Source organism: Lentilactobacillus otakiensis DSM 19908 = JCM 15040, from assembly GCF_001434145.1.
GTDB classification, from domain to species: Bacteria; Bacillota; Bacilli; order Lactobacillales; family Lactobacillaceae; genus Lentilactobacillus; species Lentilactobacillus otakiensis.
This window is the reverse complement of sequence record NZ_AZED01000005.1, coordinates 73,866-97,738: the sequence shown is the minus strand read 5'-3', so window position 1 is coordinate 97,738 and position 23,873 is coordinate 73,866. Positions and strand designations below refer to the sequence as shown.

At 41.0% G+C, this 23,873-nt stretch carries 19 protein-coding genes and 1 pseudogene; 7 read left to right on the top strand and 13 right to left on the bottom strand.

Annotated features, from left to right (window positions below):
- Positions 1 to 2: 2 nt before the first annotated feature.
- Positions 3 to 1,625: pseudogene (locus FD05_RS02075) on the bottom strand (mannitol dehydrogenase family protein).
- Between the two features lie 210 nt (positions 1,626 to 1,835).
- Between FD05_RS02075 and FD05_RS02070 the strand changes: the two are divergent.
- A complete protein-coding gene (locus tag FD05_RS02070) occupies positions 1,836 to 2,498 on the top strand; it encodes a GntR family transcriptional regulator (RefSeq protein WP_020281348.1) in 663 nt (220 codons plus the stop codon).
- A gap of 195 nt (positions 2,499 to 2,693) precedes the next feature.
- On the opposite strand, the gene FD05_RS02065 is transcribed toward FD05_RS02070, so the two are convergent.
- The 6 genes from FD05_RS02065 to FD05_RS02040 all read right to left on the bottom strand — a co-directional run bounded on the left by FD05_RS02065 (position 2,694) and on the right by FD05_RS02040 (position 9,123).
- Entirely contained in the window at positions 2,694 to 3,512 is an 819-nt protein-coding gene (locus FD05_RS02065; RefSeq protein ID WP_020281349.1) for a sialate O-acetylesterase, read from the bottom strand.
- Positions 3,513 to 3,557: 45 nt separating this feature from the next.
- Entirely contained in the window at positions 3,558 to 5,609 is a 2,052-nt protein-coding gene (locus tag FD05_RS02060) for a glycosyl hydrolase 115 family protein (RefSeq protein WP_020281350.1), read from the bottom strand.
- Positions 5,610 to 5,635: 26 nt separating this feature from the next.
- A complete protein-coding gene (locus tag FD05_RS02055; protein WP_039933002.1) occupies positions 5,636 to 6,004 on the bottom strand; it encodes a hypothetical protein in 369 nt (122 codons plus the stop codon).
- A gap of 119 nt (positions 6,005 to 6,123) precedes the next feature.
- Positions 6,124 to 6,486, bottom strand: coding sequence for a hypothetical protein (locus FD05_RS02050; RefSeq protein ID WP_020281352.1), 363 nt, complete (start codon positions 6,484 to 6,486; stop codon positions 6,124 to 6,126).
- Between the two features lie 41 nt (positions 6,487 to 6,527).
- Positions 6,528 to 8,123 (bottom strand): MFS transporter, encoded by a 1,596-nt coding sequence (locus FD05_RS02045; RefSeq protein WP_020281353.1) that lies wholly within the window; start codon positions 8,121 to 8,123, stop codon positions 6,528 to 6,530.
- A 325-nt stretch (positions 8,124 to 8,448) separates the two neighbouring features.
- Positions 8,449 to 9,123 (bottom strand): SGNH/GDSL hydrolase family protein, encoded by a 675-nt coding sequence (locus FD05_RS02040; protein WP_020281354.1) that lies wholly within the window; start codon positions 9,121 to 9,123, stop codon positions 8,449 to 8,451.
- A 222-nt stretch (positions 9,124 to 9,345) separates the two neighbouring features.
- Here FD05_RS02040 and FD05_RS02035 point away from each other — a divergent pair, with 222 nt between their 5' ends.
- Complete coding sequence (locus FD05_RS02035; protein WP_020281355.1) at positions 9,346 to 10,188, top strand: AraC family transcriptional regulator; 843 nt, start codon at positions 9,346 to 9,348, stop codon at positions 10,186 to 10,188.
- A 143-nt stretch (positions 10,189 to 10,331) separates the two neighbouring features.
- Here the strand turns inward: FD05_RS02035 and FD05_RS02030 are convergent, their stop codons facing one another.
- Entirely contained in the window at positions 10,332 to 11,075 is a 744-nt protein-coding gene (locus FD05_RS02030; RefSeq protein WP_020281356.1) for a CPBP family intramembrane glutamic endopeptidase, read from the bottom strand.
- 168 nt (positions 11,076 to 11,243) lie between these two features.
- Between FD05_RS02030 and FD05_RS11450 the strand changes: the two genes are divergently transcribed.
- Positions 11,244 to 11,411, top strand: a complete 168-nt coding sequence (locus FD05_RS11450; RefSeq protein WP_223602584.1) for a helix-turn-helix domain-containing protein — start codon at positions 11,244 to 11,246, stop codon at positions 11,409 to 11,411.
- A gap of 152 nt (positions 11,412 to 11,563) precedes the next feature.
- On the opposite strand, the gene FD05_RS02025 is transcribed toward FD05_RS11450, so the two are convergent.
- Positions 11,564 to 12,019 (bottom strand): MarR family winged helix-turn-helix transcriptional regulator, encoded by a 456-nt coding sequence (locus FD05_RS02025; RefSeq protein WP_039932959.1) that lies wholly within the window; start codon positions 12,017 to 12,019, stop codon positions 11,564 to 11,566.
- 338 nt (positions 12,020 to 12,357) lie between these two features.
- On the opposite strand from FD05_RS02025, the gene FD05_RS02020 reads away from it, so the two are divergent.
- Complete coding sequence (locus FD05_RS02020) at positions 12,358 to 14,352, top strand: ABC transporter ATP-binding protein/permease (protein ID WP_020281358.1); 1,995 nt, start codon at positions 12,358 to 12,360, stop codon at positions 14,350 to 14,352.
- A gap of 433 nt (positions 14,353 to 14,785) precedes the next feature.
- Here the strand turns inward: FD05_RS02020 and gnd are convergent, their stop codons facing one another.
- Together gnd and FD05_RS02010 are read right to left on the bottom strand one after the other, a co-directional pair.
- Complete coding sequence (gene gnd, locus FD05_RS02015) at positions 14,786 to 15,688, bottom strand: phosphogluconate dehydrogenase (NAD(+)-dependent, decarboxylating) (RefSeq protein ID WP_020281360.1); 903 nt, start codon at positions 15,686 to 15,688, stop codon at positions 14,786 to 14,788.
- A gap of 228 nt (positions 15,689 to 15,916) precedes the next feature.
- Entirely contained in the window at positions 15,917 to 18,511 is a 2,595-nt protein-coding gene (locus tag FD05_RS02010; protein ID WP_039932960.1) for a YfhO family protein, read from the bottom strand.
- Positions 18,512 to 18,915: 404 nt separating this feature from the next.
- Here FD05_RS02010 and FD05_RS02005 point away from each other — a divergent pair, with 404 nt between their 5' ends.
- Both FD05_RS02005 and FD05_RS02000 read left to right on the top strand, forming a co-directional pair.
- Entirely contained in the window at positions 18,916 to 19,821 is a 906-nt protein-coding gene (locus FD05_RS02005) for a DUF5776 domain-containing protein (protein ID WP_020281362.1), read from the top strand.
- A 35-nt stretch (positions 19,822 to 19,856) separates the two neighbouring features.
- Positions 19,857 to 20,348 carry a C40 family peptidase gene (locus FD05_RS02000; RefSeq protein ID WP_020281363.1) on the top strand — a complete coding sequence of 164 codons (492 nt, stop codon included), beginning with the start codon at positions 19,857 to 19,859 and terminating at the stop codon, positions 20,346 to 20,348.
- A gap of 231 nt (positions 20,349 to 20,579) precedes the next feature.
- Here the strand turns inward: FD05_RS02000 and FD05_RS01995 are convergent, their stop codons facing one another.
- On the bottom strand, positions 20,580 to 21,005 hold the full coding sequence (locus FD05_RS01995) for an OsmC family protein (protein WP_020281364.1): 426 nt from the start codon (positions 21,003 to 21,005) through the stop codon (positions 20,580 to 20,582).
- A gap of 192 nt (positions 21,006 to 21,197) precedes the next feature.
- Here FD05_RS01995 and FD05_RS01990 point away from each other — a divergent pair, with 192 nt between their 5' ends.
- Positions 21,198 to 22,391, top strand: coding sequence for an MDR family MFS transporter (locus FD05_RS01990; protein ID WP_020281365.1), 1,194 nt, complete (start codon positions 21,198 to 21,200; stop codon positions 22,389 to 22,391).
- A 68-nt stretch (positions 22,392 to 22,459) separates the two neighbouring features.
- Here the strand turns inward: FD05_RS01990 and FD05_RS01985 are convergent, their stop codons facing one another.
- Complete coding sequence (locus FD05_RS01985; protein ID WP_039932961.1) at positions 22,460 to 23,866, bottom strand: APC family permease; 1,407 nt, start codon at positions 23,864 to 23,866, stop codon at positions 22,460 to 22,462.
- Positions 23,867 to 23,873: the final 7 nt, after the last annotated feature.

Below are 23,873 nucleotides of genomic sequence, written 5' to 3'. Positions count from 1 at the left end.
AGTTAAATTTGTTTAGCATACTTTGATAAGGTATCTTCAAGCGTCTTACGAACAGCACCAACGCCGCTGATTTGTGATGCAAAGTATCCTTCAACAACGTCACCAAGGCCAATTTCATACAAGTCATGGCCAAAGATCTTCTTGTTGGACAAGATATCTTTCAGATGTGCGTGAACGTCAGTCTTTTCACCGAGTTTAATGTCGGCAACTTTTGGCTGAAGTTCTGAAAGCATCGGATCTCTGCTTGGTTCAAATGGCTTGCCTTGATCATCAATTGCCATAAGGTAACGGCACCAAGTTGCAAGAACCAGTGGAATGAAGTGAAGATCTTTAGGGTCACGTTTAGGATCATCAATGTAATGTTGAATTGTGACACCGTAACGAACTGACAGCTTCTGAGAAGTATCGGCGGCAATTCGTTGTGGCATATCAGGACTGTATGGGTTTGGAAGACGTTTGTTAACCAATTGGTCGATAAACTTCTTTGGATTGATAACCTTAGGATCGGTTACAACCGGCAAACCTTCAACGTAGCCGATTTGTTTGATGAGGTTAAGCATATCAGGATCACTAACCTCTTTAGCAATTGAATTAAATCCAAGCAGGCTTCCGTTAACAGCTAAAGCCGTGTGAAGTGGATTCAAGCAGGTTGTAACTTTCATTTCGTCGGCATCATTAACCGTATCGCGGTTGGTTAAGATAACCCCTGCTTTATCCAATGCTGGTCGGCCATTTGGAAAGTCGTCTTCAACAACCAGATAGTGCACTTCTTCAGTATTAGTGAATGCAGCGATGTTGGTGTGACCTGGTGTGTGGAAGATTTGATAATTTTCAAAGCCATCTGCCTTAAGCTTGTCAGATACAGTCTCTGAAGGATTTGGCGTAATTCGGTCAATCATTGAGAGTGGGAAGCTGACCTTCTTGTCATCTTGTAAGTAATCAACAAATTCTGAAGGAACCAGGCCATTCTTCTCCCAGCCTTGGGCAATGGTCAAAACGCTCTTTTCCAACTTCTCACCATTTTGTGAAAAGTTATCGGTACTGAGCAAAGCCATTGGATACTTGCCGGCTTTGAAACGGGCAAACATCAATGAAGTAAGAGAAGCCATGTTATTTTTAGGTGCTTCAGGCCCATTTTTAATATCATCTTCAATAGCTGGCAGCAAGTTTCCTTGACTGTCCCAAAGGTTATAACCTTTTTCGGTAATTGAGAAAGTAGCTAATTAAAGGGCTGGATTCTCAAAAATCTTGAATAATTTTTTCCAACCGTCGGGATTGCTTTGATCAAAGTACAAAGCATCTGAAACGGAAGCAAACAATTCTTTTTCAAAGTTACCATCTTCATGAGTGATAACTCGTAATATTCTATCGTTAAATTTTTTGTAGGCATCGGTTACGACGTCTTTATCATGAGTTTCGGCAACAACAATACCGGCGTCCAAGTCGCCTGACTCAAGCAGACGATCAGCAATTGCGGCATGAAAAGCTCGGAACAAGTTTCCACCACCAAAGTGAACCCATTTTGTGGCACCGTTTTTCTTCTTGATATCATAGGTTGGAACTTTGATTCCGGCATCCGTGAATTCTTTCTTGTTGTTCAGGTAATCATCAGTAATTTTTACCATTAATTAAACCTCCCGTATTGCACTAATTAAGCCAAACATGAAGGTGTACCCATCAAATTGGTTCAAACTGATACACCAGTCTTCTGGATACGCTTTCGCTTTCATTATATTCTGATATATCAGATTGTCAATACCCCAGTTTTTTCAGGGGTCTACGTTAACTTTTTCACCAAATTATGCTAATATGATGTTATCTAAAGGAGAACGATTATGCTAGATAATATGCGCAGTGATGCTTACAACGAAATTAAATATCGAATCATCCACTTTGACTATATTCCGGGCCAAAAGATTTCCGAAAAGCTGATCTCACAGGAGTTGAGCCTCGGTCGAACACCGGTTAGAGAAGCCATTATCCGAATTGAACGTGAAGGCTTAATCGAAGTTATCCCCCAAAGTGGGACCTACATTACCAAAATTGATATGGCAGATGCAAAGAATGCCCGCTTTGTCCGCAATTGCATTGAACCAAAAATTATGGTCGATGCGGCGGTGAACATTTCTAGCGATGATATTGCAAAGATCCAAAAGAATCTGGACCAGCAACAGCAAACCGCTTCAAGAAGCGAGCCTGATAACTTCTTCGACTTGGATCAGGATTTCCACCACGCCTTTTATTCAGTCGTTGGCAAAGATACGGTTTGGAACTGGCTGCAGATAAACAATACCCAATTGAATCGTTTCCGTCGCTTACGATTGAAAGAATCTGAACTTAATTGGGACACGCTCACCAACCAGCATGAAGCCATTTTTAGGGCAGTCAAAAGCAAAGATATTGATGATCTGAGCTTCCTGGTTACCCAACATTTGCACCTGATGCTGTTGGAAAAACAAAAAGTTGTGGATGCATATCCGGATTATTTTGAAGATTAGTTCCGAGATGACACAAATGGAGTCATTTAATTTATAAGGGCACTTAGATCAAACCTCCTACTTTGGAAGGTTTGATCTAAGTGCCCTTTAAGTTAGTTACGCCAAAGTACCAAGTTGTTGGCGCCCAGGAGAAGCAAACAAAAAAGGATGCTCAACAAGCATCCTTTTTCTTATATGGTTAAAGATTTTTGATTATTAATATACCCGATACTCGCCAATATCAACACGTGGTCCTTCAATCACATGCTTATCGATCATAGCATCATAAATGGCTTTTCCAAAATACATGCTGGACTTAGGATCAAAATGGAATTGATCAAGCAGTGTGCCTTTTTGCATATCGATAACATGGACATTTGGATCTTCCTTGGCGATCTTCAGTAATCCGGCTTCAACTTTTGGATCATATTGCTCGGAATTGTGGCTTACCGTTCCACAGAAGATTGGCAAATCAGGCTTATTGACGTAGCCTCTGCATGCTTCAAATACTGCCTTAAGGTTCTGGTAGTAGTTATCAGCTGCTTCTTGTGAGAAGGAAGCTCGATCACCTTCACCTTGATGCCAAACCATTGCTTGAACATCGAGATTCTGCTTAGCATTTTTCTCGCAGGCTTCAATAATTTGCTTGAATTGAAGCAGCAGCGAGTTGCTTGGACTATCCAATTTGTCGATTTCAGTGGTCCAGTGGTTATGGCCTTGATGGCCGCCTTCACCGGTAGGAGCAACTGAAGTTCCACCCTCAGAACACTTCATCACATACAAATCATATTTTGCTAAATGAGTCAGGTAATAGTAGGTTACTAAGTCAAATCCCCAGCGATTGTCAGACAAGTCACTGACTTTAATAGAATCTTGAAAGACCCCATCCTCATGATTTGGTGTGTAATTACTGCAGTAATGGCAGTTAGCTAATGGTAATGAAATTGGCTTTGGCAGTTCCGCAATTGGAACTCGACCATCAATATTCGATTGACCAGCTGAAATGATTGTTAGTGGTTTCCGTTCAGTTTCCATTTTCTTCTCCTCTCTCATTTTGGCAGTTTACCGTGATTCAACACGTTAAAGCTTGTCAATTAAACGTTCACGTAATTTCTTTGCAAGATCATCATCCGATAATTCTCGCGCGGTTGTCCAAAGTGTCATGACACGGGCCTCACCGGGTGCTTTAATAAAGCGACGTTCCCAGTCATCCTCATCGGCAGTGTCGCCAAGGGTTCTTAAGTAGTGACGTAAGAATCGAAGCTTGATTGCCGTAAGTGGCATGTCATCATAACCATCATTCTTATAGAAGTCGTACCACTTCGTTGACTTGTGATGACTTTGAGCAAAGTTAATTTCATCCATCGTATGATAGGCTTCATCAGCAAGCAGGAATGGCTTCAAATAGTCGTCATCCTTCTTGGCAGCCATCGACAATTCATAAGCTTGAATAACCAGGTGTAAGGCTTTAAGACCATCAGCCTGATAAAGGGTGCTCAGATACAAATCACCGTACAGTGTCTTGGCATCTTGTTGATTGAGGTTCAGCATCAATTTCTTAAGATTGAGCACTAATTCTTCCCAACCAGGAAGTTTTGGCGTGATCATCCCATCAATCTTTTTAACACCGTCAGCCAATGAATCATCGCCGACAATCCAGCCTGCATCAGAGAGCTTATCCTTGCCGCCCAACCAGGTCTTGATAATTCTTCTGATCAAGAATGGCGAAAGCTCATCACCGGCAGTTTCATCTGAATGGGTACCGTATTGAACAACGGATTTCCAATAATCTTCATACAATGAAACAATCTCTTTTTGATGTTCGGAATAGTAGTTATTAACGTAGTCATCAAGGATCTCATCATTACTACGAGCAGTGTATCCCTTAACCCAAGTCTTGGCAACTTCACGCAAATAAAGAACGTGCGGCTTGATGTTTCCGGTATTAACTAATTCAAGTGTATCAAGCCCCTTGCTTCGAGCCTTCATTAATTCTGATGAGACAAATTCTGGGCTGTTTGAAAGCAAGCCTAAGAAGTTTGAAGCTTGTAAATCATGGAAGGCAACGTGATAGTAAAGACCACGCTTACGATGATGTGGATTTGGAATATCCAGTAGTGGTGAACGTGGATTATCTAAGCCTTGTCTTCTTGAAACCATCTTGCCATATCCACTATCGGCCCAGATTTCAATCAAATCGTCCGGAACATCAACCAAACCTTTCTTGTAAAGGCCAGCCAATTCGCCGTAGACGTTGAGGGCCATAGGAGCACCCGGATCCAATTCTTTAATCATGTCATATTGTTCTTTGATGACACCGTTAACAACATCGGCAATTGCCTTGTCATCCCATGTTCTGCTGGTATCATCTTCCCAGAATGGCTTGTCACCTTGGCCACGGAATCCCAAACTGTAAATAGTTGGGGTTCCTTTTTGCTCGTTGATTGCGTCACGCCAAAGTTTTCTGAATAAATCAGGATACTTTAAGAATGATGCTTCAAGTTCTGGATATTCACGGGCAAACATCTTGGCACCAAGTGGTTCCGCATGATGTTGCGCAATCATTAAGCCAAACTCTTTGGCTGGATTACGGTTAATCTGTGATTGAACATCGGTACCGGGAACAATCACGTTGCATCCGACACGCAAAGCAGTTTCAAAGACCCGCTGCCAAATATAACGTTGAGAATCATGATCTTTCCAACCACGGATAAGCAACTCATCATTGACAAACCAGCCCCGATATTCGGTTTGATAATCCGGAATATGCATGTCGAAGTTGGTCATCTGAATCGTCTTTTGAATGGTTGGAACAGTGTCCATCCAGTACCAAAAGTCATCAATTTTAAGGACATCTCGAGAAATCGCCAACGCACCATACATGACACCCAGCGAAGTCTTTGCAGAAACCGTTACTTTATCAGGAGATGCAAGTGTGATTTGGAAATCATCACCATCGACAGGTGCTTGTGGATCAACAGTTAAATAAATTGTATTGTCAGCATCTTTTTCAGTGGTAACTCGGTTAATATCTCGTTGAAGGATCTCGCAGGCATACTTCAAAACTGTGTTACGAAAATCTTGGGCATCAACTTTTGTCCCCTGTGAAATTGTAAATTCTTTATTAGACAATGTTTTCTTCCTTTCCTGGCAGCTGGTTATTTAGAATTATCATCATTGGTGCTTTGAACTCCGGCAACTGTTTGAAAGACATCTGCCAATGACATATTCTGATCGGCAAACTTCTTGTTCAAAATCAGTGTTCGAAAATCTTCAATCGACATCTTTTCCTTTTCCTTCATTGGTAGTGGGATCGATACGTTGTCACCCGATTGATTCATTCCGGTCGTTAAGGTAATGATCAGTTGCTCATGTTTATCCAACTTAACAACGTAGTGTTCATAATATGATGGGATATCATAGGACCCAGTCAATTCTTGATGTTCCTTAAAATAATTAATAATGAAATCATGGAATGTCACTTTTGATTTCAAAGCTTTTTTCCAATCACTATTTGTATCTGCCATCATTTCAACTTCTTTCATATTTAACAAATGTTTTAAAAACAACAAGACGGCTATGCAAGGTATTTGCCTCGTTATAGCCGCCTCGCCGAGCTATGAATCAGTTTTCATAACACGATAATTTATTTGCTGTCTGAATCTGGAACTCCTGCCACTGTCTGGAATACATCAGCAAGTGACATATTCTGATCGGCAAACTTTTTGTGAAGAATCAAGTTACGGAAGTCCTCAATGCTCATCGTTTCCTTTTGCTTAAATGGAAGCGCAGAAGCAGCACTTTCGCCTACTTGATTAACCCCGGTAACAAGTGTGATGACAATACCATCATGACTGTCCAGATGAACAGTATAATGCTCGTAATATGATGGAATATCATATGAACCCGTTAACTCTTTGTTCTTTTTAAAGTAATCAGTGATAAAGTCGGCAAAAGCATCTTTGGATTTGAGTGCTTCTTTCCAGCTTGAGTCATTACTATCAGCCATACTAATATCTCCCCTCTATATAGAAGCTTAATCATTCAAAATTAGTCTTTAGCACTTGGTTTTGCTTGATCATTCTTCTTCCAGAAATCAATTGAATCATATTTCACACCAGTTAAGTCTTCACAAACGGCCTTGGTGTGAGGGTCAACATCTTTCATGCTGCCACCCTTTTGGAGACGACCCAATTCTTGGGCAAGAACTTTAAATGTCTTCTTGCTTAAGTGGAAACGTGCGGCAAAGAACATAGCCAATAAGATCATGAATCCAACACCACCGGAAACAATGAAGATAATCATGTTGGTAGCACTGGCAGGCTGTGATACGGCACCACTAGCTGATTGACGGAAGTGTGCAAAGTCAAGTAAGTATCCGGCAACAACTGATGCCAAACCTTGACTGATTTGGTTGATAAAGGTCATAACTGAAGCGAATAATCCGGCACGGTTTTTACCAGTAACCAAAGTATCCAAATCAGGAATGAATGGGAAGACGTTCCATGGAGCGAAGTACAAGATGTACAGACCAACTTCATAGAATGACATACCAACAATTAACCAAACCATCATGTGGGCTGGACGAGTTAAGGCAACGAATGCCCAGTTGGCGGCACTAATCAGGATCAATGAGTAACCGAACAGGTAAAGTGAACGGTAAGTAAACTTGGTAACCGCGAATCCAGCGATAATGGTAACTGGGATAGATACAATACTCAATGATTGTAAGAATCCTGAAGTACTAGTTGACATCTTTAATACATAAACAATGTAGTAAACAAACACAGTTGAGAAAAGAATTGTTGCGAAGTATGAACTTAAGTAAATACCCATGTGAAGACGGAATGTCTTGATCTTGAAGGTTGAGAAGTAATTCTTTAACTCTGACTTCAAGTTTGGTTTTTGACCATTGTTATCTGCAAGGGCTTCTGCTTCAAGCTTCTTAGCTTCTGCTTTGGTAACAAAATGTTCCCAAGTTGTATGGTAAGTAACCAATACTAAGAAGAATGTAGCAATAGAGAAGATAACCTGCATTAAAATATATGGTTCTGGTGAAGTCTTAGGGAAGTACTTGAACAATTGTGCTGGAACGAATTGGGTTAACATTCCACCTAATCCGGCAAGAACCATTCGAGTAGTTGACATCTTGGTACGTTCGTTAAAGTCTTTAGTCATTTCGTTTGGAAGAGTTTCCCAAGGAATTTGAAGAGTTGACATCAAAACAGTAACGATCAGGTAAGTAATCAGGTAGTACCAGAAGCTCATTCCGGCAACCCACATTGTAATCGCAACTAATACTGATGGAGCCGCAATCAAAATGAAGATGTGTCGACGACCAAACATCCGGCCAAGCTTGTACTTGTAAATGTTATCAGAAATATTACCCATGACCAGTGAAACAATGGCATCAGCCACACGACCGATCAGGAAGATAGTAGCACCTTGTCCAGCAGTTAAGCCAGCAAATGTGGTGTAGAAGAACATCAACCAAGCACCAACTAAACCTTGCATTGAAATACTAAAGAATGAGAAGACACCGAAACCTAATGATCTCCAAATTCCAATTGGCTCACGACTTTTATAAATCCGTTTGTTGGCATATTCATCCCAACCATCGTGAACAACTTGCTTTTGATTGTCCATTTTGTAACCTCCTAAAATTACATAAGATTTTGTATCCGTTTACAATTTGTCACAAAAAGTTTAAACAAACCCAGATGCAGCCGAGTTCATTAAATGTGTGTCATCGAAGTGCCCCTGATCCTTGGGATGCAAGCTCCCAACTGTCAATACAATAATTGCTAAATCTGGTCACATCAATTGCACCGCACAAAACTTTTGTACAATTAAAATTGTAAACGCTTTATAAAGCATATTCTTTGCATATTTTGACCTGAATATTGCAAAAACGTAGGTAATATATCAGAATGCCTGCTATGCAGTGATGCGAATCCATTTCCAACAAAGCTTATATGAGGTATCTAATTAATTCTCCAACAATTCGGTGAGCTAGTTTTTCATATCCAAGCGGGCTATAGTGAGTCCCATCTGGCATGTACCGTTCGCTGTTCCTTAAGAAAGGAGAGATCCCGCTGGTATTAAACAAATCTATGACAGGAATGCTGTAATGGTGACATATTTCGATCATTGCATTTGTATAATCCCCCTGCGTATTGCCGGTTGCATTCCTCTGAAATGAATTGGGATAATTCCCTGTCGCATGTGCAAATGAAGTCTTAGTCGGTGTCATAAAGATTAATGAGGCGTTTGGATAATGATCATTCAACCCATTAATGACAATGTTCAGTGCCCCAAGAAAAGTATGGGCATCCCTTTCATCGATCGTTCCAAGTGGCGTATTATTTGCAAAGTCGTTAATCCCGCCGAACACTACAATGTAATCAGCGTCTTCATCCATTTCGAGGTACCGTTCAACGAAGCTATCGTCACGATCGTCACACAATGCAATGCGCGAACCTTTTACGCCAAAATTATTGACTCGTTTAAGTGGAATGAAATCCTGCAAATGTGATGTCCAGGAAATCGCATTTCCACCACCGCCTGTGCTATCATCACCCCAAGTTGTGGAATCTCCAAAACAGTTCATCACTTTATCCTTAAAGTATTGGTCATCTAACAACATACTCGTCTCCTTTGGTCTCATTCATGCCTATACATTGAATAAGGTCGATTTTAGACTTTTTCCTACATATCCGGGATCAATTTCAAATGGAAAAAATTAGTCAAGTGATATATTAGGTTTACTTAGGCCCGATATTTTTGTACAATTAAAATTGTAAACGCTTAATAAAGCATATTCTTCGCTTATTTTGACCTAAATGTTGCAGAAAGGTAGGTGACTTCAATGATCATTGATTTGCCTTTAGATGGCACGCTTCCCACGGATATCGTCTGTTCACACAATCGAAGCCGCCATCACGATAGTCCATTTCATCAGCATTCCGATCATATTGAACTCATTTTATTTATTTCTGGAGACGTTACTTTTTACACACCACACAAGGCCTTTCCTGTTAAACCAGGCTATTTGATTGCCATCCCAAATGGTGTTTGGCATCGTGTGGTCACAAAAAGTGCCGATCCATATGAAAGGATCTTCCTGAATATCAAAGTTAGCCTGATTAATGAGCTTTCAACTTCGAGAACCAATCTGTTTAACTGTTTCAAAACGGATGGCACAGACGAAGTCAACATCTTCAAACCAAATCAGGACTTCATTGATGATTACATTTCATTCTGTGATCAGCTGATTCCCTCTTTAGATAAATGTGATTTTGGAAATGACGTGAGGCAGCGGATCCTTCTCGCCCAAATTTTGCTCATTGCCAATGAAGTTCATCCGGTTAAAGACCAGCCCAAAAACATCATGCCGCCGTTTTTAGAAAAGGTCACATCATTTATTGATAACAATCTTGCAAAAAATCTCAGTCTGTCGTCATTTGCCAACGAGTTCTTTATGAATCCAAACTATCTTGATCGCTCGTTTAAGAAGTATACGGGTCTTTCAATTCATCGCTACGTAATTGAAAAACGAATTGAACTTGCCAAACAGTTGCTAAGAGATGGTCATAACGTCACAACTGTCTGTGAACAATCCGGTTTTGGAAATTATAGTAACTTTATCCGGACGTTTAACACTTGTGTAGGAACCTCTCCCGGTAAATATAAGAAAAAGTATCAGAAGTGATTTTAAAAAGTATGTAAAAATGAGATTGAGACAAAAGAGTTCACTTTTGCCTCAGTCTCATTTTTCGTGCTTCTCTATTATTTTGCGAAAACGTGCAACAATTGACTGATCCACTCTGACTTTAAGTAATAAAGATTGCCTTACTAATACAGTGAAACTGCAAAGGCAAAAGCATCAAACAACATATGGCACACATACGACGGCCAGATGGTCTTGCTTCGCAGAAAAATTGCTGTTAGGAAGAATCGTTCACCGGCAATCACAATCAGCATCTGGGCCAAGTTCCAATTGTATGCTTGAAAATGAATCATTCCAAACAGGAACATGGACGCTAACAAGGCGATACTGAGGCCTAGTCGCCGGCCAAGACCGTAATATTGAATCAATAAAGCCGCAATTGCCAGAAAAACAACCAGACTTAGTAGTTCCTCGCCCATCAATTCAAAAATATCTGAAAACAGATCTTGAAAGTATTGGGTTGATTTGCTGGCTGCGTTCTCAATTTGAGTAGACGAAGCATTTTTACCAAACGAAATGCCTAATTTTCCGAGTTGGGTGACAGAAAATTGTGCATACCAAAATTGGATCAGAACCATCACAATCCCAAAGATAAAGTCACTAAAGCGTGGCTTACCAAATAGCCCACCCAATTTTCCTTTACTGAGGTACATCACGACGGTAATCATCAGTGTGATCGGAATCAGATCGTCACAAATGATCTCGAGCCAATACGCTTTAAAGTCAAGGGCAGCCGTCATTTCCATCCACAAAACAGTTGCAACACTTATGAAAATCAATAGTGCCCAAAGTCGCCATTGTTCCAGCTTGGTATCCAGCAACGGGTAATCGCGTTTGTCATTTTTCCGTTCAAACAAAAATCTTTGCATAAGCATCTATCCCCTTAATTTATTAGTAACATGTAATATTTTAGCGCACTATAGGCCATTTGGGTATCATTAATACTATAAAAAAGTTAGCAGATTGTTTAACAAAGGCTGAGGTTCACTTCATTCGTTCATCATTGGTATCTTTTACTTATTGGATTATATCAATACGTGATTGAGGAACAGATGGAGCTGGCTAAACAACTGTTACGTAGCGGCCACAGTGTCACTACAGTTTGCGAGAAATCCGGCTTTGGAAACTACAGCAACTTTATTCGAACCTTCAACTCATGTATTGGCATCTCCCCCGGTAAATATAAGAAGAAGTCTCATGGATAAGCGGCACAAAAAAAGAAGCTGAAACAAATATTTTGAAGATTAATCGTCCCCAAAATATTTGTTTCGGCCTCTTTTTTGATGATTAACAATGACCTATGAATTCAGTAAGCGAAATCAATATTTTTGACGCCATAAAATAACTATTATGGCCCCTAAGACTGCATATTTTGAATCATCTTAAATAACGTTTTTTGAAATAGTGCCAGTTCTTGGGCGTTAATTCCACTAGTTAATTGGCTTTCAACAGCGTCAAGCTGTGCCTGTATGCGGTCCATATTTTTCTCAAATAGGTCTTTACCTAACTTTGTCAGGGATAAAACAACTTGCCTTCTGTCCCCAGATGAAAATGTTGTCTTAATGAATCGACTAGAAGCCAAGCGCTTTATGATTCCTCTGGTTGTCGGATGACTTAGACGTAAAAGGCTCTCAATTTGTTTCTGAGTCACCTCTTCGTTTTGTTTCTCATATAACGTCATTATGACGGCTACCTGATTACTTGTCAGACCGATTCCTGATGCATTCAAATGATTATTAAGGTTCTTATCCGTTAAAATACTCAACATTTTAATGTAACGACCCAATTGATCCATAGACGATTTATCCGCCATGCCAAACCACCTTCTCCATTGATGTACTATGCTACGTAGTTTTTAAAATGTCAATATTTCATCAATCATGACAAAGCACATCCGCATAAGTGTATAAATCTGATTGAGAAGTATTTAATATAGAACACCAGTTGATATATCTGTATAACCCACAAACTTAGCAAACTATTAAGAGTCCTTAAAAGTTATTGACGGCGGCTTATTAATGTACCATACTACATATTTATTAGCTTGATTAGCTTGCTAATTACCAGCTAACGGTACCAACCTTTGAAAAATGGGTACCATCTATGACATTCAATGAACCAAATACAAAATACGAACACAAGGAGAAATGAATGAGCTATCTAGAATTGCATGATATTCACAAAGCATATTATTTAAACAAAGAAAAATTTCCTGTCCTAAAAGGAATTGACTTGAACTTTGATTTAGGCGAATTCGTATCTATTTTAGGTGAATCCGGTGGTGGAAAATCGACCCTTATGAATATTATTGGCGGACTAGACAGAAAGTTTAGCGGTTCAGTAGTTATTGACCATAAGCCATTGAACTACAAAGATGAAAAATCTTTGGACGCTTACCGTCGAGAAACAATTGGCTATATCTACCAAGCTTATAATTTAATCGGTCATCTAACCGTTCTAGACAACGTGTTAATTTCGCTTGATATGACCACCCTAAGTAGACAACAGCGTAATGACCGTGCGCACGATTTATTGAAACGTGTTGGCCTGGATGATCAATCAACGAAATACCCTAACCAACTTTCTGGTGGACAAAAACAACGGGTTGCAATTGCGCGCGCTTTAGCAAGTGATCCCAAAGTGATTATTGCCGATGAGCCAACCGGAGCTCTTGATGCCGAAAATACGCAAGCGGTTCTGAAAATATTGGATGAAATTGCTGCCGAGGGAAGACTCGTGATTACAGTTACGCACTCCCAGACGGTTGCTAACGCCGGAACCAGAATTGTTCACCTTGAGGATGGTCACATTGGAAAAGACGAAACTATCAGGCAGCCTTACCCTAAACAAGATGTGAAATATTTACAGCCACAAAAGCTACCTGCAATTGTTTCGTATAAAACTGCCTTTAAGCATTTCAAGTTTAATTTTTGGAGAAATTCTTTAATCATCATTGGGACGGCAATTGGGTTATTTGCCGTATTACTCTTCACCGGATTAGGTAATGGAATTAGTGGTTACATCACCAATCAAGTGAACGCCCTTGCCAATCCCCAAGTAATAACTGTGTCTGCTCATCAGAAAACACGTTCACCATCCGGTGGAAGCCCCACGAGTGGCGCACCAAGTGGAGGCCCATCGTCCACTTCTACAAAACAAAAGTCAATTACAGATCCTCAGATAACAAAATTGAAAAGTGTCAACCACGTTACTAAGGTAGAAAAGAATTACAGCTTGAGTGGCGTGACGGTTAAACTTGATAATAAAACAACAACATTAACGAGTATGAGCAATTGGACATCAAGTGTGACTGATAACACAGTTAAATATGGAAGTAAGCCCAAAGCAAACGAAGTCATTATTGACAAATCTACTGCAAAGAAATTAGTACCTTCAGGCTGGAAGAAAGCAATTGGTAAGACTGTTAACTTCACCTATCAAACAACTAACAAATCTCATAAAACAGTTTCTGTCCCCTTCTCAGCTAAAGTATCAGGAATCAGTGATTCAAGTAGTAGCGTTTCTATGGGTAGCAAAGACTATGTTTCAACAAGTACCCTCGTATCAGCTATGAACAAAAAGAATGTCCCCACATCTGTAACAAGCTTATCAGTTTCAATCGACAAACTGAACAATGTCAAGTCAACCACGAGCGCTGTTAATAAGCTCACAATAAATGGAACTCGCGTTTTCACTGCTGTATCTATCAATAGCATGATTGACACCGTTCAAACATTCATTCATCTTGCGTCAAACATTCTTGCGGGGATTGCAGGAATTGCATTGATCGTTTCTGCGCTCATGATTATTGTAACAATGTTTATGTCTGTTAGCGCACGGACAAAAGAAATCGGGATTTTGCGCGCAATCGGAGAAAGTAAAACAGACATCCGCAGATTGTTCATTAGCGAGTCGTTAATTATTGGTGGATTATCAGCAGTGCTTGCTGTCGTCATATCCTATGGGGTAAGTGCTCTGGCCAATGTTTTGTTAAGAAATCTCGCCAACTATAATTTCGTTCAGATTGGGTTGGAAAACGTCGTGATCGTATTCATACTGGCAATTATCATTTCATTGCTCGCATCATTCTTGCCAGCAAGAAGAGCGGCCAGTCTCAATCCAATTGATGCATTAAGTTCAGATTAGTAACTATAAATAGTTCCACAGTATTAATAATGTTTATGTATAATAGGCGCAATTAACGAATTTGGATTGATTCGTTAATTGCGCCTATTGTGCATCAAATTTACATTAGCGTTCTAAATCTTAGTTGGTGGTTGAAGCAGCATTAATCATGTTGTACTTCTTTTCATAGTGAATCATTGCAAATCCGGCAATTCCAAAGATTGCACCGATTCCAACGAAGCCCCAGATGGTCATCATAATCGTGCTTGGAAGAACCAACCGGGATGTGAAAATTGCATTGTGGAAGTATAAGTGATACCTAGCCGAAACGCGTTCCGACGACCCTGGGTCTTACACGTAAATAGAAAGGGGGTGCATCAATGGACAAAATACGTCCGTCGATGCACCCCTTTTTATTTACGCACCAGGCCCAAAGCGGGTCTCGTCACGCTCTTTATTTCTTCATATCCATCGCATGGCCACCGAATCCGTGACGCAATGCTGATACAACTTTACCTGTAAATGTATCTTGTTCCATTGAACGGTTACGTGCGAACAATGAATCAGTGATAACTGGAACTGGAATGCCTTGTTTGAGGGCTTCTTGAACTGTCCACTTACCTTCACCTGATGAGAACATCTTGCCGCTGATTTGATCCAAGTTGGCATCGTTAGCAAATGCTTCTTGAGCCAATTCCATGAGCCAGCCACGAATAACTGATCCGTTTACCCAAACTTTAGCAACTGCTTCGTTGTCGTAGTCGTATGGGCTGTGGTCCAATACGTCGTAACCTTCACCGATGGCTTCCATCATACCGTATTCAATACCGTTATGAACCATCTTCAGGTAATGACCTGAACCTGGCTTACCTGTGTAAAGGTAGCCGTCTTTTTGTGAAATTCCTTCGAATAATGGCTTGATGTGTTCGAATGCTTCAGCACTGGTACCACCGATCATGAAGTTACCACCGTTAAGGGCACCGTTCTTACCACCTGAAGTTCCACAATCGAAGAAGTTAATGTCTTTGTCTTCGGCGATCTTACCATGACGAATTGAGTCTTGGTAGAATGAGTTACCGCCATCGATCAAGTAGTCACCTTTTGAAAGAAGGCCAACGAGTTCAGTTACAGTTGAGTCAGTTGGCTTGCCTGCTGGAACCATGATCCAGACAGTGCATGGTGCATCCAACTTACTTACAAGGTCAGCGTTACTTGAAGCGGGAGTTGCACCTGCTTCTTGAGCCAACTTGATGTTTGCTTCATCCAAATCAAATGCAACAACTTCGTTACCGTTACGGATCATGTTCTTAACAAGGTTAAGACCCATTTTACCGAGACCAATCATACCAATTTGCATAAGTACTGTACCTCTTTCGTCTTATATATTAGTTAGTTACTTGTCTACGAACTTATTATATATTTTGAAAAGAATTTTCGCAAGCATTATTGATAATTATTTTCAAAAAAGTTTATTTCCTTTGAAAAATATTATATGAAAGCACTATAGCGCCTATTTAAAAGGCTTCTAAGTGAAAATAATTTTTAGTACGGACAAACGTCCTGTTTGCCGGTCAGTGTAAATGTTTTACAATTTTGCCCTAAAACGACGCCAAACCATCGTCCCACCAAGTCCTATTAAGCCCATTAGCGTGATTAGCAGACCTGCAAGCAGCCCTTTGATGTGGTAGTTAAAATCAATTTGATGCTTTCCCGGCGTCAGTTGAATTCCAACCAGCCCACCGGCAACCCGCTTGACCACCTGCTGATGGCCGTCGACTTTCACTTGCCACCCCTTATCAAATGGTATCGTCATGACCAACGTTTTAGCCCGGCTGCCAACATCGACCTTCCCTTTAAAATGGGCGCCATGTTGATTGAGCCGACTTGGATCGTGTAATTTAAATTTATGCTGATCCTGATAATCCTCGACCTGCTTAAGCTTAGCCATATTAATACCGCCAAAGTCAGCCGATAGATGGTGGAGTTCCTTGACAGAATGAATCGTCACAGTTGAGATCTGCCCTTTTTGCATGTAGCCTAACGGGATCATTTCCGTTCCCAATCCACTATATAGTTTGGACAACTTTTGCCCGTTGACATAAAAAGACACGCCGACTAGTCGAATCCGAGGAATATACAAATAGTGTGGCCCTTTCGTGTTTGACCAGAACTGAATTTTATATTCGAAATAATCTCGGTGAACAAACTTTGCACTGCTCACAATTGTCGGTTTGACGACGTATTGGTCGTGATTGCCAGCCGTCGCTTGGACAAAGTGATTCAAATTATCAAAGACCCGTTCGCGTCGTAACTTGAGGTGTTGAATACGGTCGTTTGCCATAAATCCAAGTCCTGAAGCATGATTCCTGACGAATAAGCGATTGCCATGGTTGCCAACAACATCATAATATTTCAATCCAAAGAAATAGTTAGTGATGACGGTCCCACCCAGCATATCAATCCGGCGAATATTCCGACTTGAAAAGCCGAGGTCCCCCAGAACATGGTGAGTGTGCGCGTTCAAGGTTGAACTGTAGGAACTAATCCCGTGATTGCGAAATAAAAACGAATCATTGTACCCGCTGTATGGCACTTTGAACAAATTTCGGAATGGTTCATCAATAATCAAGAAACGATAGAAACCGTCATTGGATTGGTATCGACTCTCAACGGTGCTGATTTGTTTGTTTGATTCCGCATAAGTCCGTTCAAAATCCTTTTGATTGCCAAATGGTGCGCCATCGGTTGCGATCATAAAGTTCAGACAAAGTTCACACGCAAGAATTAATCCTAAAAAGATCTTGCTTGCACGTCGCTGCTTACCAACTCCAATCATGGCAATCGTGGTCACAATAATCAGTCCGACAACGAAGGCAAAAACAATGTTTCTAACTGACAGTTGTGGAATATCAAATCGAAATTCCATCAACTTCTGTCGTTCAATGTTGGCAAAAATATAACCGATAAAGATGGCAATGGCTAAACCAATCGCAGACCGGATCAAAAATTTCTCTTCAGCGAACATCCCCTGCAGATAACCTTCATAGGTCACCATGATAATCGCAAAGCTAAACAAGAAGACCATCCGGAACGGAAAACCGGCCGGCTGCTGCATCATGTGCCAGATCGTATTCAGTGGCAAAAGCCACATGCCGACAAAGATACCGCCAATCAGGATACCCGCAGCTTGTTTATCTCGCTTGCTAACTAATTTGGAAAGGAAATAGACAATTATGCCAATCATGAACAGCGATCCTGTGAAAAAGCTGGGATTGTGCACTAAACGACCGGCAAAATCATTGCCACCAACCCCAAAGTTAACCGGAAAGCTCAGTCCAAACGTTCCTTTGAACAGAAAATTCGCTGCCAAAACATCTTTCTTACCAGTTGCCAGCATTGCAATTGCCGTTGGAACCAGGATAACAGCAGCGGACATTGCCGATAATAATGAATACCAGATGAACCAACTGATTTTCGCCCAGTTGGCTTTCAAATTCTGAAAGAATGGCAGTGCATATGGCTGATTCTTCTTCAATAGATAAGCAATATATAATACATTGAATATACAAATTATGTATCCCATGTAGAAATTAGTAATAATGATGGCAATCAAACTGATCACATATAGTGTCGGCTTGCCCTTATAGAATAGCTTTTCCAAGCCGTAGATCATTATTGGAAGCCAGATTAACGCATCTAACCACATCAGGTCATAGAAGTACATTGAAACAAAGCCACAAAGACCATATGCCAATCCGCCATAAATCGCCATCAGGTCATAGTTCTCATATTTTTTTGCCAAAAAGACACTCATCGAGATTGAACACAAAATCAGTTTGACCCAAATAATCAAGTCAATTGCAATCGGCAATTGTGCGTTTCCAAAGAATAGGATGATCAAATTCAGTGGACTCAACAAATAGTATGCATAGATCGGCACCAAGCTGTCCCCAATTGACATTAGGAAGGAATAACTCGAGAAGCTGAAATTGGCAAGTTGGTGCTTTAATTCCGAGAAAAACTGCAGGTATTGTGTCGACAAGTCACTGACCAATAAGTTATGAGCGCCAAATGGGGCAATTCCAATAACCACAAATAAGGCACTGACCAGTAGGAATGGTGTCAGTACCGCTAAAATATAAAAATGACGTTTCGTATGACGCCCCCGTTGTGACAGCATATTCATCCACCTCAGTTTGATTCCCTATGCGCTGGAAAATCGTTATAGATCAAGAATCCATATCCAATTATAGCTTTTCAAACGAACTGACCGTTAATAGGAAGACTTATTTTACCAACTATTAAACAACTTCAATGTTTTGTTACACTTAACCCCCTTAACTTGTAACAAAGACCGGGATTTTGACAGATTCGTCCGGATATGCAGGTCAATTCAAAAATATATGCGATAAATTACCGCTTATTTTCAAATTAGATTACCCCAACCAGCGCCGTCCTCACGCCACTCACACAAATACGAAGAAAGTGTGAAATTTTTCTTAACATTTATGAAACAATCCTGATACTGGTTAGTAGCATTCATTTCATATAATTGTCCTTGTAAGTTTTAGAGGAGGACTATTCATGACATTGAAATTTAAAAAAATAGCCGGCCTATTAATGGGTGCCATGGCAGCATTTACTTTCGCGGTTAACGCGTCGGCTGCCAAGACAAAAATTGCTGACGTTTCCCAGTATCAAGGAAACATCAATTGGAGCAAAGCTTCTAAGCAATTAAAATTTGCAATCATCCGGGTCCAACATGGTGACACTGGTGATGCGGATTTCAGAATTGATACTCACAAAAACATCAACGCTAACGGCGCATATAAATATAAAGTCCCATTTGGCCAATATGGTTACGCAGAGTTCAGCAGCGTGGCCGATGCCAAAAGGGAAGCCAAAGACTTTTACAAACGATCAAGTTCCAAAGCTCGATTCTACGTTTTGGATAACGAACATCGAAAAGGTAAAGGTTCAGAACAATCCTACGTTAATGCTTGGCTGGCTCAAATGAGAAAGTTAACCAATAAGCCTTTGGTTTACTACTCATATCAAAACTACGTCAACGTTCACAAAATCAACTATTCCAAGTTTGATGGATCATGGATTGCAAATTATTCCGCTAAACCAAACGTTTCAACCGACCTTTGGCAATATACTTCAAAAGGTAGATTGAGCGGAATCTCCGGCAATGTTGATTTGAGCAAAGTGGTCGACAGTTCAACTGTTAACTCATGGCTCAAGACATCATCTGCCGACGCTGCCAAGCCAACTTACTTCACATCACTTCCAAGTGATAAGGAAGTAATGACTTCCAAAAACATCTATCAATATAACGATGCTAATTTCAAGACTCGGGTTTCAAAGATTACTGCAGGCAAGAAGCTTTCAGTTAAATCAATCACTCGTTCAAACGGTGGAGCTTATCGGTTCCAACTTTCAAACGGAAATTACATCACAGCTAATAAAGCATACGTAACTGACTAATTTAACTCAACGACGAAAATAAAGGGGAATTCATCTTGTCACACAGTATTATTAAATCAGCTTTAAAACCATTGTTGTTACTCGCAGCCTTGTTCGCATTCGCTGTATCCGCATATACATCAGCTAACAGTGCCGATGCCAGCTCTTCAGACCAACAATATTCAAAGGTCTTGAAAGTTGCCAAGAAGCATCTCGGTGCCAGCTATGTATACGGTGCCGTTGGTCCTACACATTTTGATTGCTCAGGCTTCACCAAGTACGTTTACAAGAAGTCAATCAAGAAGTCAATTCCTAGAACTGCCCAAGCACAGTACAACGGAACAAAGAAAGTTTCAAAAAGCAACATCAAAAAAGGTGATTTGGTATACTTCGGTGGTAGCAAGCACAGCATCTCACACGTTGGTATGTACATCGGTAATGGTAGAATGATCGATTCACAAAACCGCGGTGTGATTACTGAAAAAGTTTACTCACCATGGTGGCATGTGGTTGGCTTCTCACGTCCAGCTACTTTAAGCTACGATTAATATAAAATATTAGATAGTAAAACGGATGTCCGGTTGGGACATCCGTTTTTTTGTTGTTTAGTTTGTGGATCGATGTTGGGGATAATTGAGTTGAGCTCATTGCTTATCTCCAGCCGAAACGTGTTCGGGCGACCCAGATGCTAACTTCTAAGCCAACTTTGGTCGAAACCCCAAACCGGGGTTTCAACCAAAGTTGGCTTAGAAACCGCATCTCTCGGGTCTGCTCACACTCTAAAATGAGAACTTATCCACCACTTCAAAGGTCACATTCTCATTCGCCTTAAGTAACTTAGCAACTGGGCAAGTGTCCAGTGCTTCGTTGACCATTTGTTGAGCCTGCTCGTCATCTAATTCGTGGAATAAGATTTGACAACGAACCACAAATTTATATCCAGTAGTATCTTTCAGGTTATCCACTGCAGTATGAATAACCGTATCTGGTTTCAAATTATGGCCTCGCTCAACTAAGCCAATTGTGGCATTAAAGCAAGTGCTCAGCGCAAAGCCGATAAATTGTTCCGGGTTGGTACCTGGGCTATTAATCAATGAGCTACTTACACCCAAGGATAAGCCTTCGTTACCACGAACGAAACTTTCGCCAACTAATCCATGTTCGTTAACAACTTCAGTATGATAAAGTGATCCGTCAACAGCCATATATAATTCCTCCTATTTAACAAATCCAATACTTCATCCAACAAGTTAATCATATGTGATTTAAATCTGTAAGTCCATCAAACAGCACTTGCAATTGTTACCGCTTACTATGGTAATTAATTCCCCATTCAGATCACTTTTTTGATACACTGGAACGTGGCGCAAAAAATCGAATGAAAGAAGGTCAAATAAATGCCCGCAAAAGAAATGAACTTAAGATGGCTGATCATTGGTGCAATGTTCAGTAGCGTTGGAATGAGCTTTGTCTGGCCGTTAACCAGTGTTTATCTGCATGACCGACTTGGTGTTTCTTTAACCCTCATCGGAGTCGTATTGCTGTTCAACTCACTGGCCAGCGTGTTTGGCAGCTACCTCGGCGGGTACTTGTATGATCGCAAGAATCCCTATTACCTCTTGATTGGTGGCGTATTGGCAACGACATTAACTTTGATCTTATTGATCTTTTTCCATGGTTGGCCGGCATTTGGAATTATACTGTTCTTTAACGGTATTTCCGGTGGCTGGAACATCGCTGTTGTTAACTCAATTGGGACTGGTATCAAATCTCAAGACAGCCGTTATATATTTAATATGTTGTATTTTGCTCAGAACTTGGGAATTGTCATCGGAACTTCCCTGGTGGGATTCATTTATAGTATCAGCGTCACCTTGATGTTTGCCGTCGCAACAACCCTATTTGTCGTGTTTTTGATCATTGTGGTGTTGAAATACAAACCCGCAGCGAACGAATCACGCAAAAAGGTTTCGGATACCGAGAAGACGACTTGGAACTCTAAAAGTTTGCCCAAACCCAATGCCATTATGCTTTTTGCATTTTTCCTGTCATTATTTATTATTTGGATTATGTATCAGCAATGGGTTTCAAACCTTTCAGTCTACATGACCGGCATTGGCATCCCACTGAGAAACTATAGTTTTCTCTGGACAATCAATGGTGGGGTCATCGTTGTCAGCCAGATCATCATCAACTGGATCTCCCGTTATCATGAAAATATGATTCTGGAAGTCTTCTTCGGAGTTTTCCTAATGTCATTGTCATTTGTCGTCCTGATCTTTGCGAAGACCTACCCATTCTTCATCTTAGCGATGGTCACTCTGACGATTGGTGAGGCAACTGCCCTGCCAACAATTCCAGCATTGGTCAATACTTTAACGCCAATTGAAGCCAAGGGGCGTTATCAAGGCCTGATTCAATCTTGGGCATCAGCAGGACGGGCTCTCGGGCCGCTGTTCGGTGGCTTAGTGATTGAAATGTCTTCGTACACTGCCCTCTTCATTATCGCAACTGGTGCTGTTTTATTGGTCCTCGTAGGGATTATTGTACTGTGGAACACGCTACATCATAACCTCGTAATGTACAGATAAATTGAATACAGACTAAAGGCCTCCACATGATGTGAAGGCCTTTTAATTTGTATTATTTTAATTATTTTTTAACTGTTTTGACCCAGTTGACTATGACGAATCCCATAACTGAAGTATAGGACGAGTCCAAAGGCAAACCAGATTCCTGAAGCAATCCAGGTTTCAGCTTGCAGTTGTGACAACATCAGCATGCACAAGAATCCGGAGACAATTGGCAAAACTGGGTACCATGGAACCTGGTAACCATGGTGGTTTTGAATTTCCTTATTTCGACGTAACGGAATAATTCCAAATGAAACAAACAGGAAGGCAATCAAAGTACCAATATTAACCAAGTTGGTCAATTGTTCCAACGGCACGAAGCCACCCATGAAGGCAATAATGATCGTAATGGTGATCATACTATTTCTGGGGCTGCCCTTCTTGTCGAGTTTGCCCAAGAATTTTGGCAACAAGCCATCCCGGCCGATTGAATAAATCAGACGTGAAGAACTGTAAATCATCGTAACCATCATGGTGAACATCCCGGCTAGAGCACCCAGTGAGATAATCCCGGCAACCCAATTCAAATGAACAAACTGTAATGCAAAGGCCACTGGATCAGATACATTTAGCTTGGTGTAAGAAACCATTCCAGTCAAGACAATTGAGACACCAACATATAGAATCGTTGCAACAATCAGAGTCCCAATAATTCCAATTGGCATGTTTTTCTTTGGATTCTTAACTTCGGCAGCCGAACTGGATACGGCGTCAAAGCCAAGGTAGGCGAAGAAGACGGCCGCTGCACCACCAAGGACACCACCTTGGTGACTGTGCCAACCAAATGGTAGGAATGGATGCCAGTTCGATGGCTTAATGTAGAATAAGCCAACCACGATGAATAACAAGATGATGCCGATCTTAACGACCACAATAATGTTGTTCAACCGAACTGATGACCGCATCCCTTGATTCAGCATCCAAGAAATCAGGATCACGATAATAATCGCGATCAGGTTCCCATAAGTCCCTTGGCTGGGCATGAATGGCCCGGAAATCGCCTTTGGGAAGCCAATGTGGAAGCCTGCCAGGAATGATTGGAAGTAGGCACCCCAAGCACTGGAAACCGCTGCAACGGCCAAGACGTACTCCAGGATCAGTGCCCATCCAAGAATCCAGCCGATAATTTCACCGAAAACCAGGTTTCCATATGAATAAGCACTCCCGGCAACGGGCAGAGCTGATGCAAATTCCGCGTAACACATGGCTGCCGTTGAACAGACAATTGCGGCAACAATAAACGAAATGATGATACCAGGACCGGCTTTGGTTGCGGCAACCGTCCCAGGAAGGATAAAAATACCAGTACCGATCACGGCACCAATACCAAGCGCAATCAGATCAAAGGCTGACATGGTCTTAATGAACTTTTTGTCAGTCTCAAGGTAACGATCTAATTGCTCCCGGCGAAATATACGTGTTAATAATGACATAAACGTG

Bases quoted from the DNA above. Each gene is read 5' to 3' on its own strand.
- FD05_RS01990 (WP_020281365.1), top strand. From the start codon at position 21,198: ATGCCCGCAAAAGAAATGAACTTAAGATGGCTGATCATTGGTGCAATG.
- FD05_RS02005 (WP_020281362.1), top strand. From the start codon at position 18,916: ATGACATTGAAATTTAAAAAAATAGCCGGCCTATTAATGGGTGCCATG.
- FD05_RS02045 (WP_020281353.1), bottom strand. From the start codon at position 8,123: ATGGACAATCAAAAGCAAGTTGTTCACGATGGTTGGGATGAATATGCC.
- FD05_RS01985 (WP_039932961.1), bottom strand. From the start codon at position 23,866: ATGTCATTATTAACACGTATATTTCGCCGGGAGCAATTAGATCGTTAC.
- FD05_RS02035 (WP_020281355.1), top strand. From the start codon at position 9,346: ATGATCATTGATTTGCCTTTAGATGGCACGCTTCCCACGGATATCGTC.
- FD05_RS02040 (WP_020281354.1), bottom strand. From the start codon at position 9,123: ATGTTGTTAGATGACCAATACTTTAAGGATAAAGTGATGAACTGTTTT.
- FD05_RS02030 (WP_020281356.1), bottom strand. From the start codon at position 11,075: ATGCAAAGATTTTTGTTTGAACGGAAAAATGACAAACGCGATTACCCG.
- gnd (WP_020281360.1), bottom strand. From the start codon at position 15,688: ATGCAAATTGGTATGATTGGTCTCGGTAAAATGGGTCTTAACCTTGTT.
- FD05_RS01995 (WP_020281364.1), bottom strand. From the start codon at position 21,005: ATGGCTGTTGACGGATCACTTTATCATACTGAAGTTGTTAACGAACAT.
- FD05_RS02065 (WP_020281349.1), bottom strand. From the start codon at position 3,512: ATGGAAACTGAACGGAAACCACTAACAATCATTTCAGCTGGTCAATCG.
- FD05_RS02010 (WP_039932960.1), bottom strand. From the start codon at position 18,511: ATGCTGTCACAACGGGGGCGTCATACGAAACGTCATTTTTATATTTTA.
- FD05_RS02025 (WP_039932959.1), bottom strand. From the start codon at position 12,019: ATGGCGGATAAATCGTCTATGGATCAATTGGGTCGTTACATTAAAATG.
- FD05_RS02055 (WP_039933002.1), bottom strand. From the start codon at position 6,004: ATGGCAGATACAAATAGTGATTGGAAAAAAGCTTTGAAATCAAAAGTG.
- FD05_RS02070 (WP_020281348.1), top strand. From the start codon at position 1,836: ATGCTAGATAATATGCGCAGTGATGCTTACAACGAAATTAAATATCGA.
- FD05_RS02020 (WP_020281358.1), top strand. From the start codon at position 12,358: ATGAGCTATCTAGAATTGCATGATATTCACAAAGCATATTATTTAAAC.
- FD05_RS02050 (WP_020281352.1), bottom strand. From the start codon at position 6,486: ATGGCTGATAGTAATGACTCAAGCTGGAAAGAAGCACTCAAATCCAAA.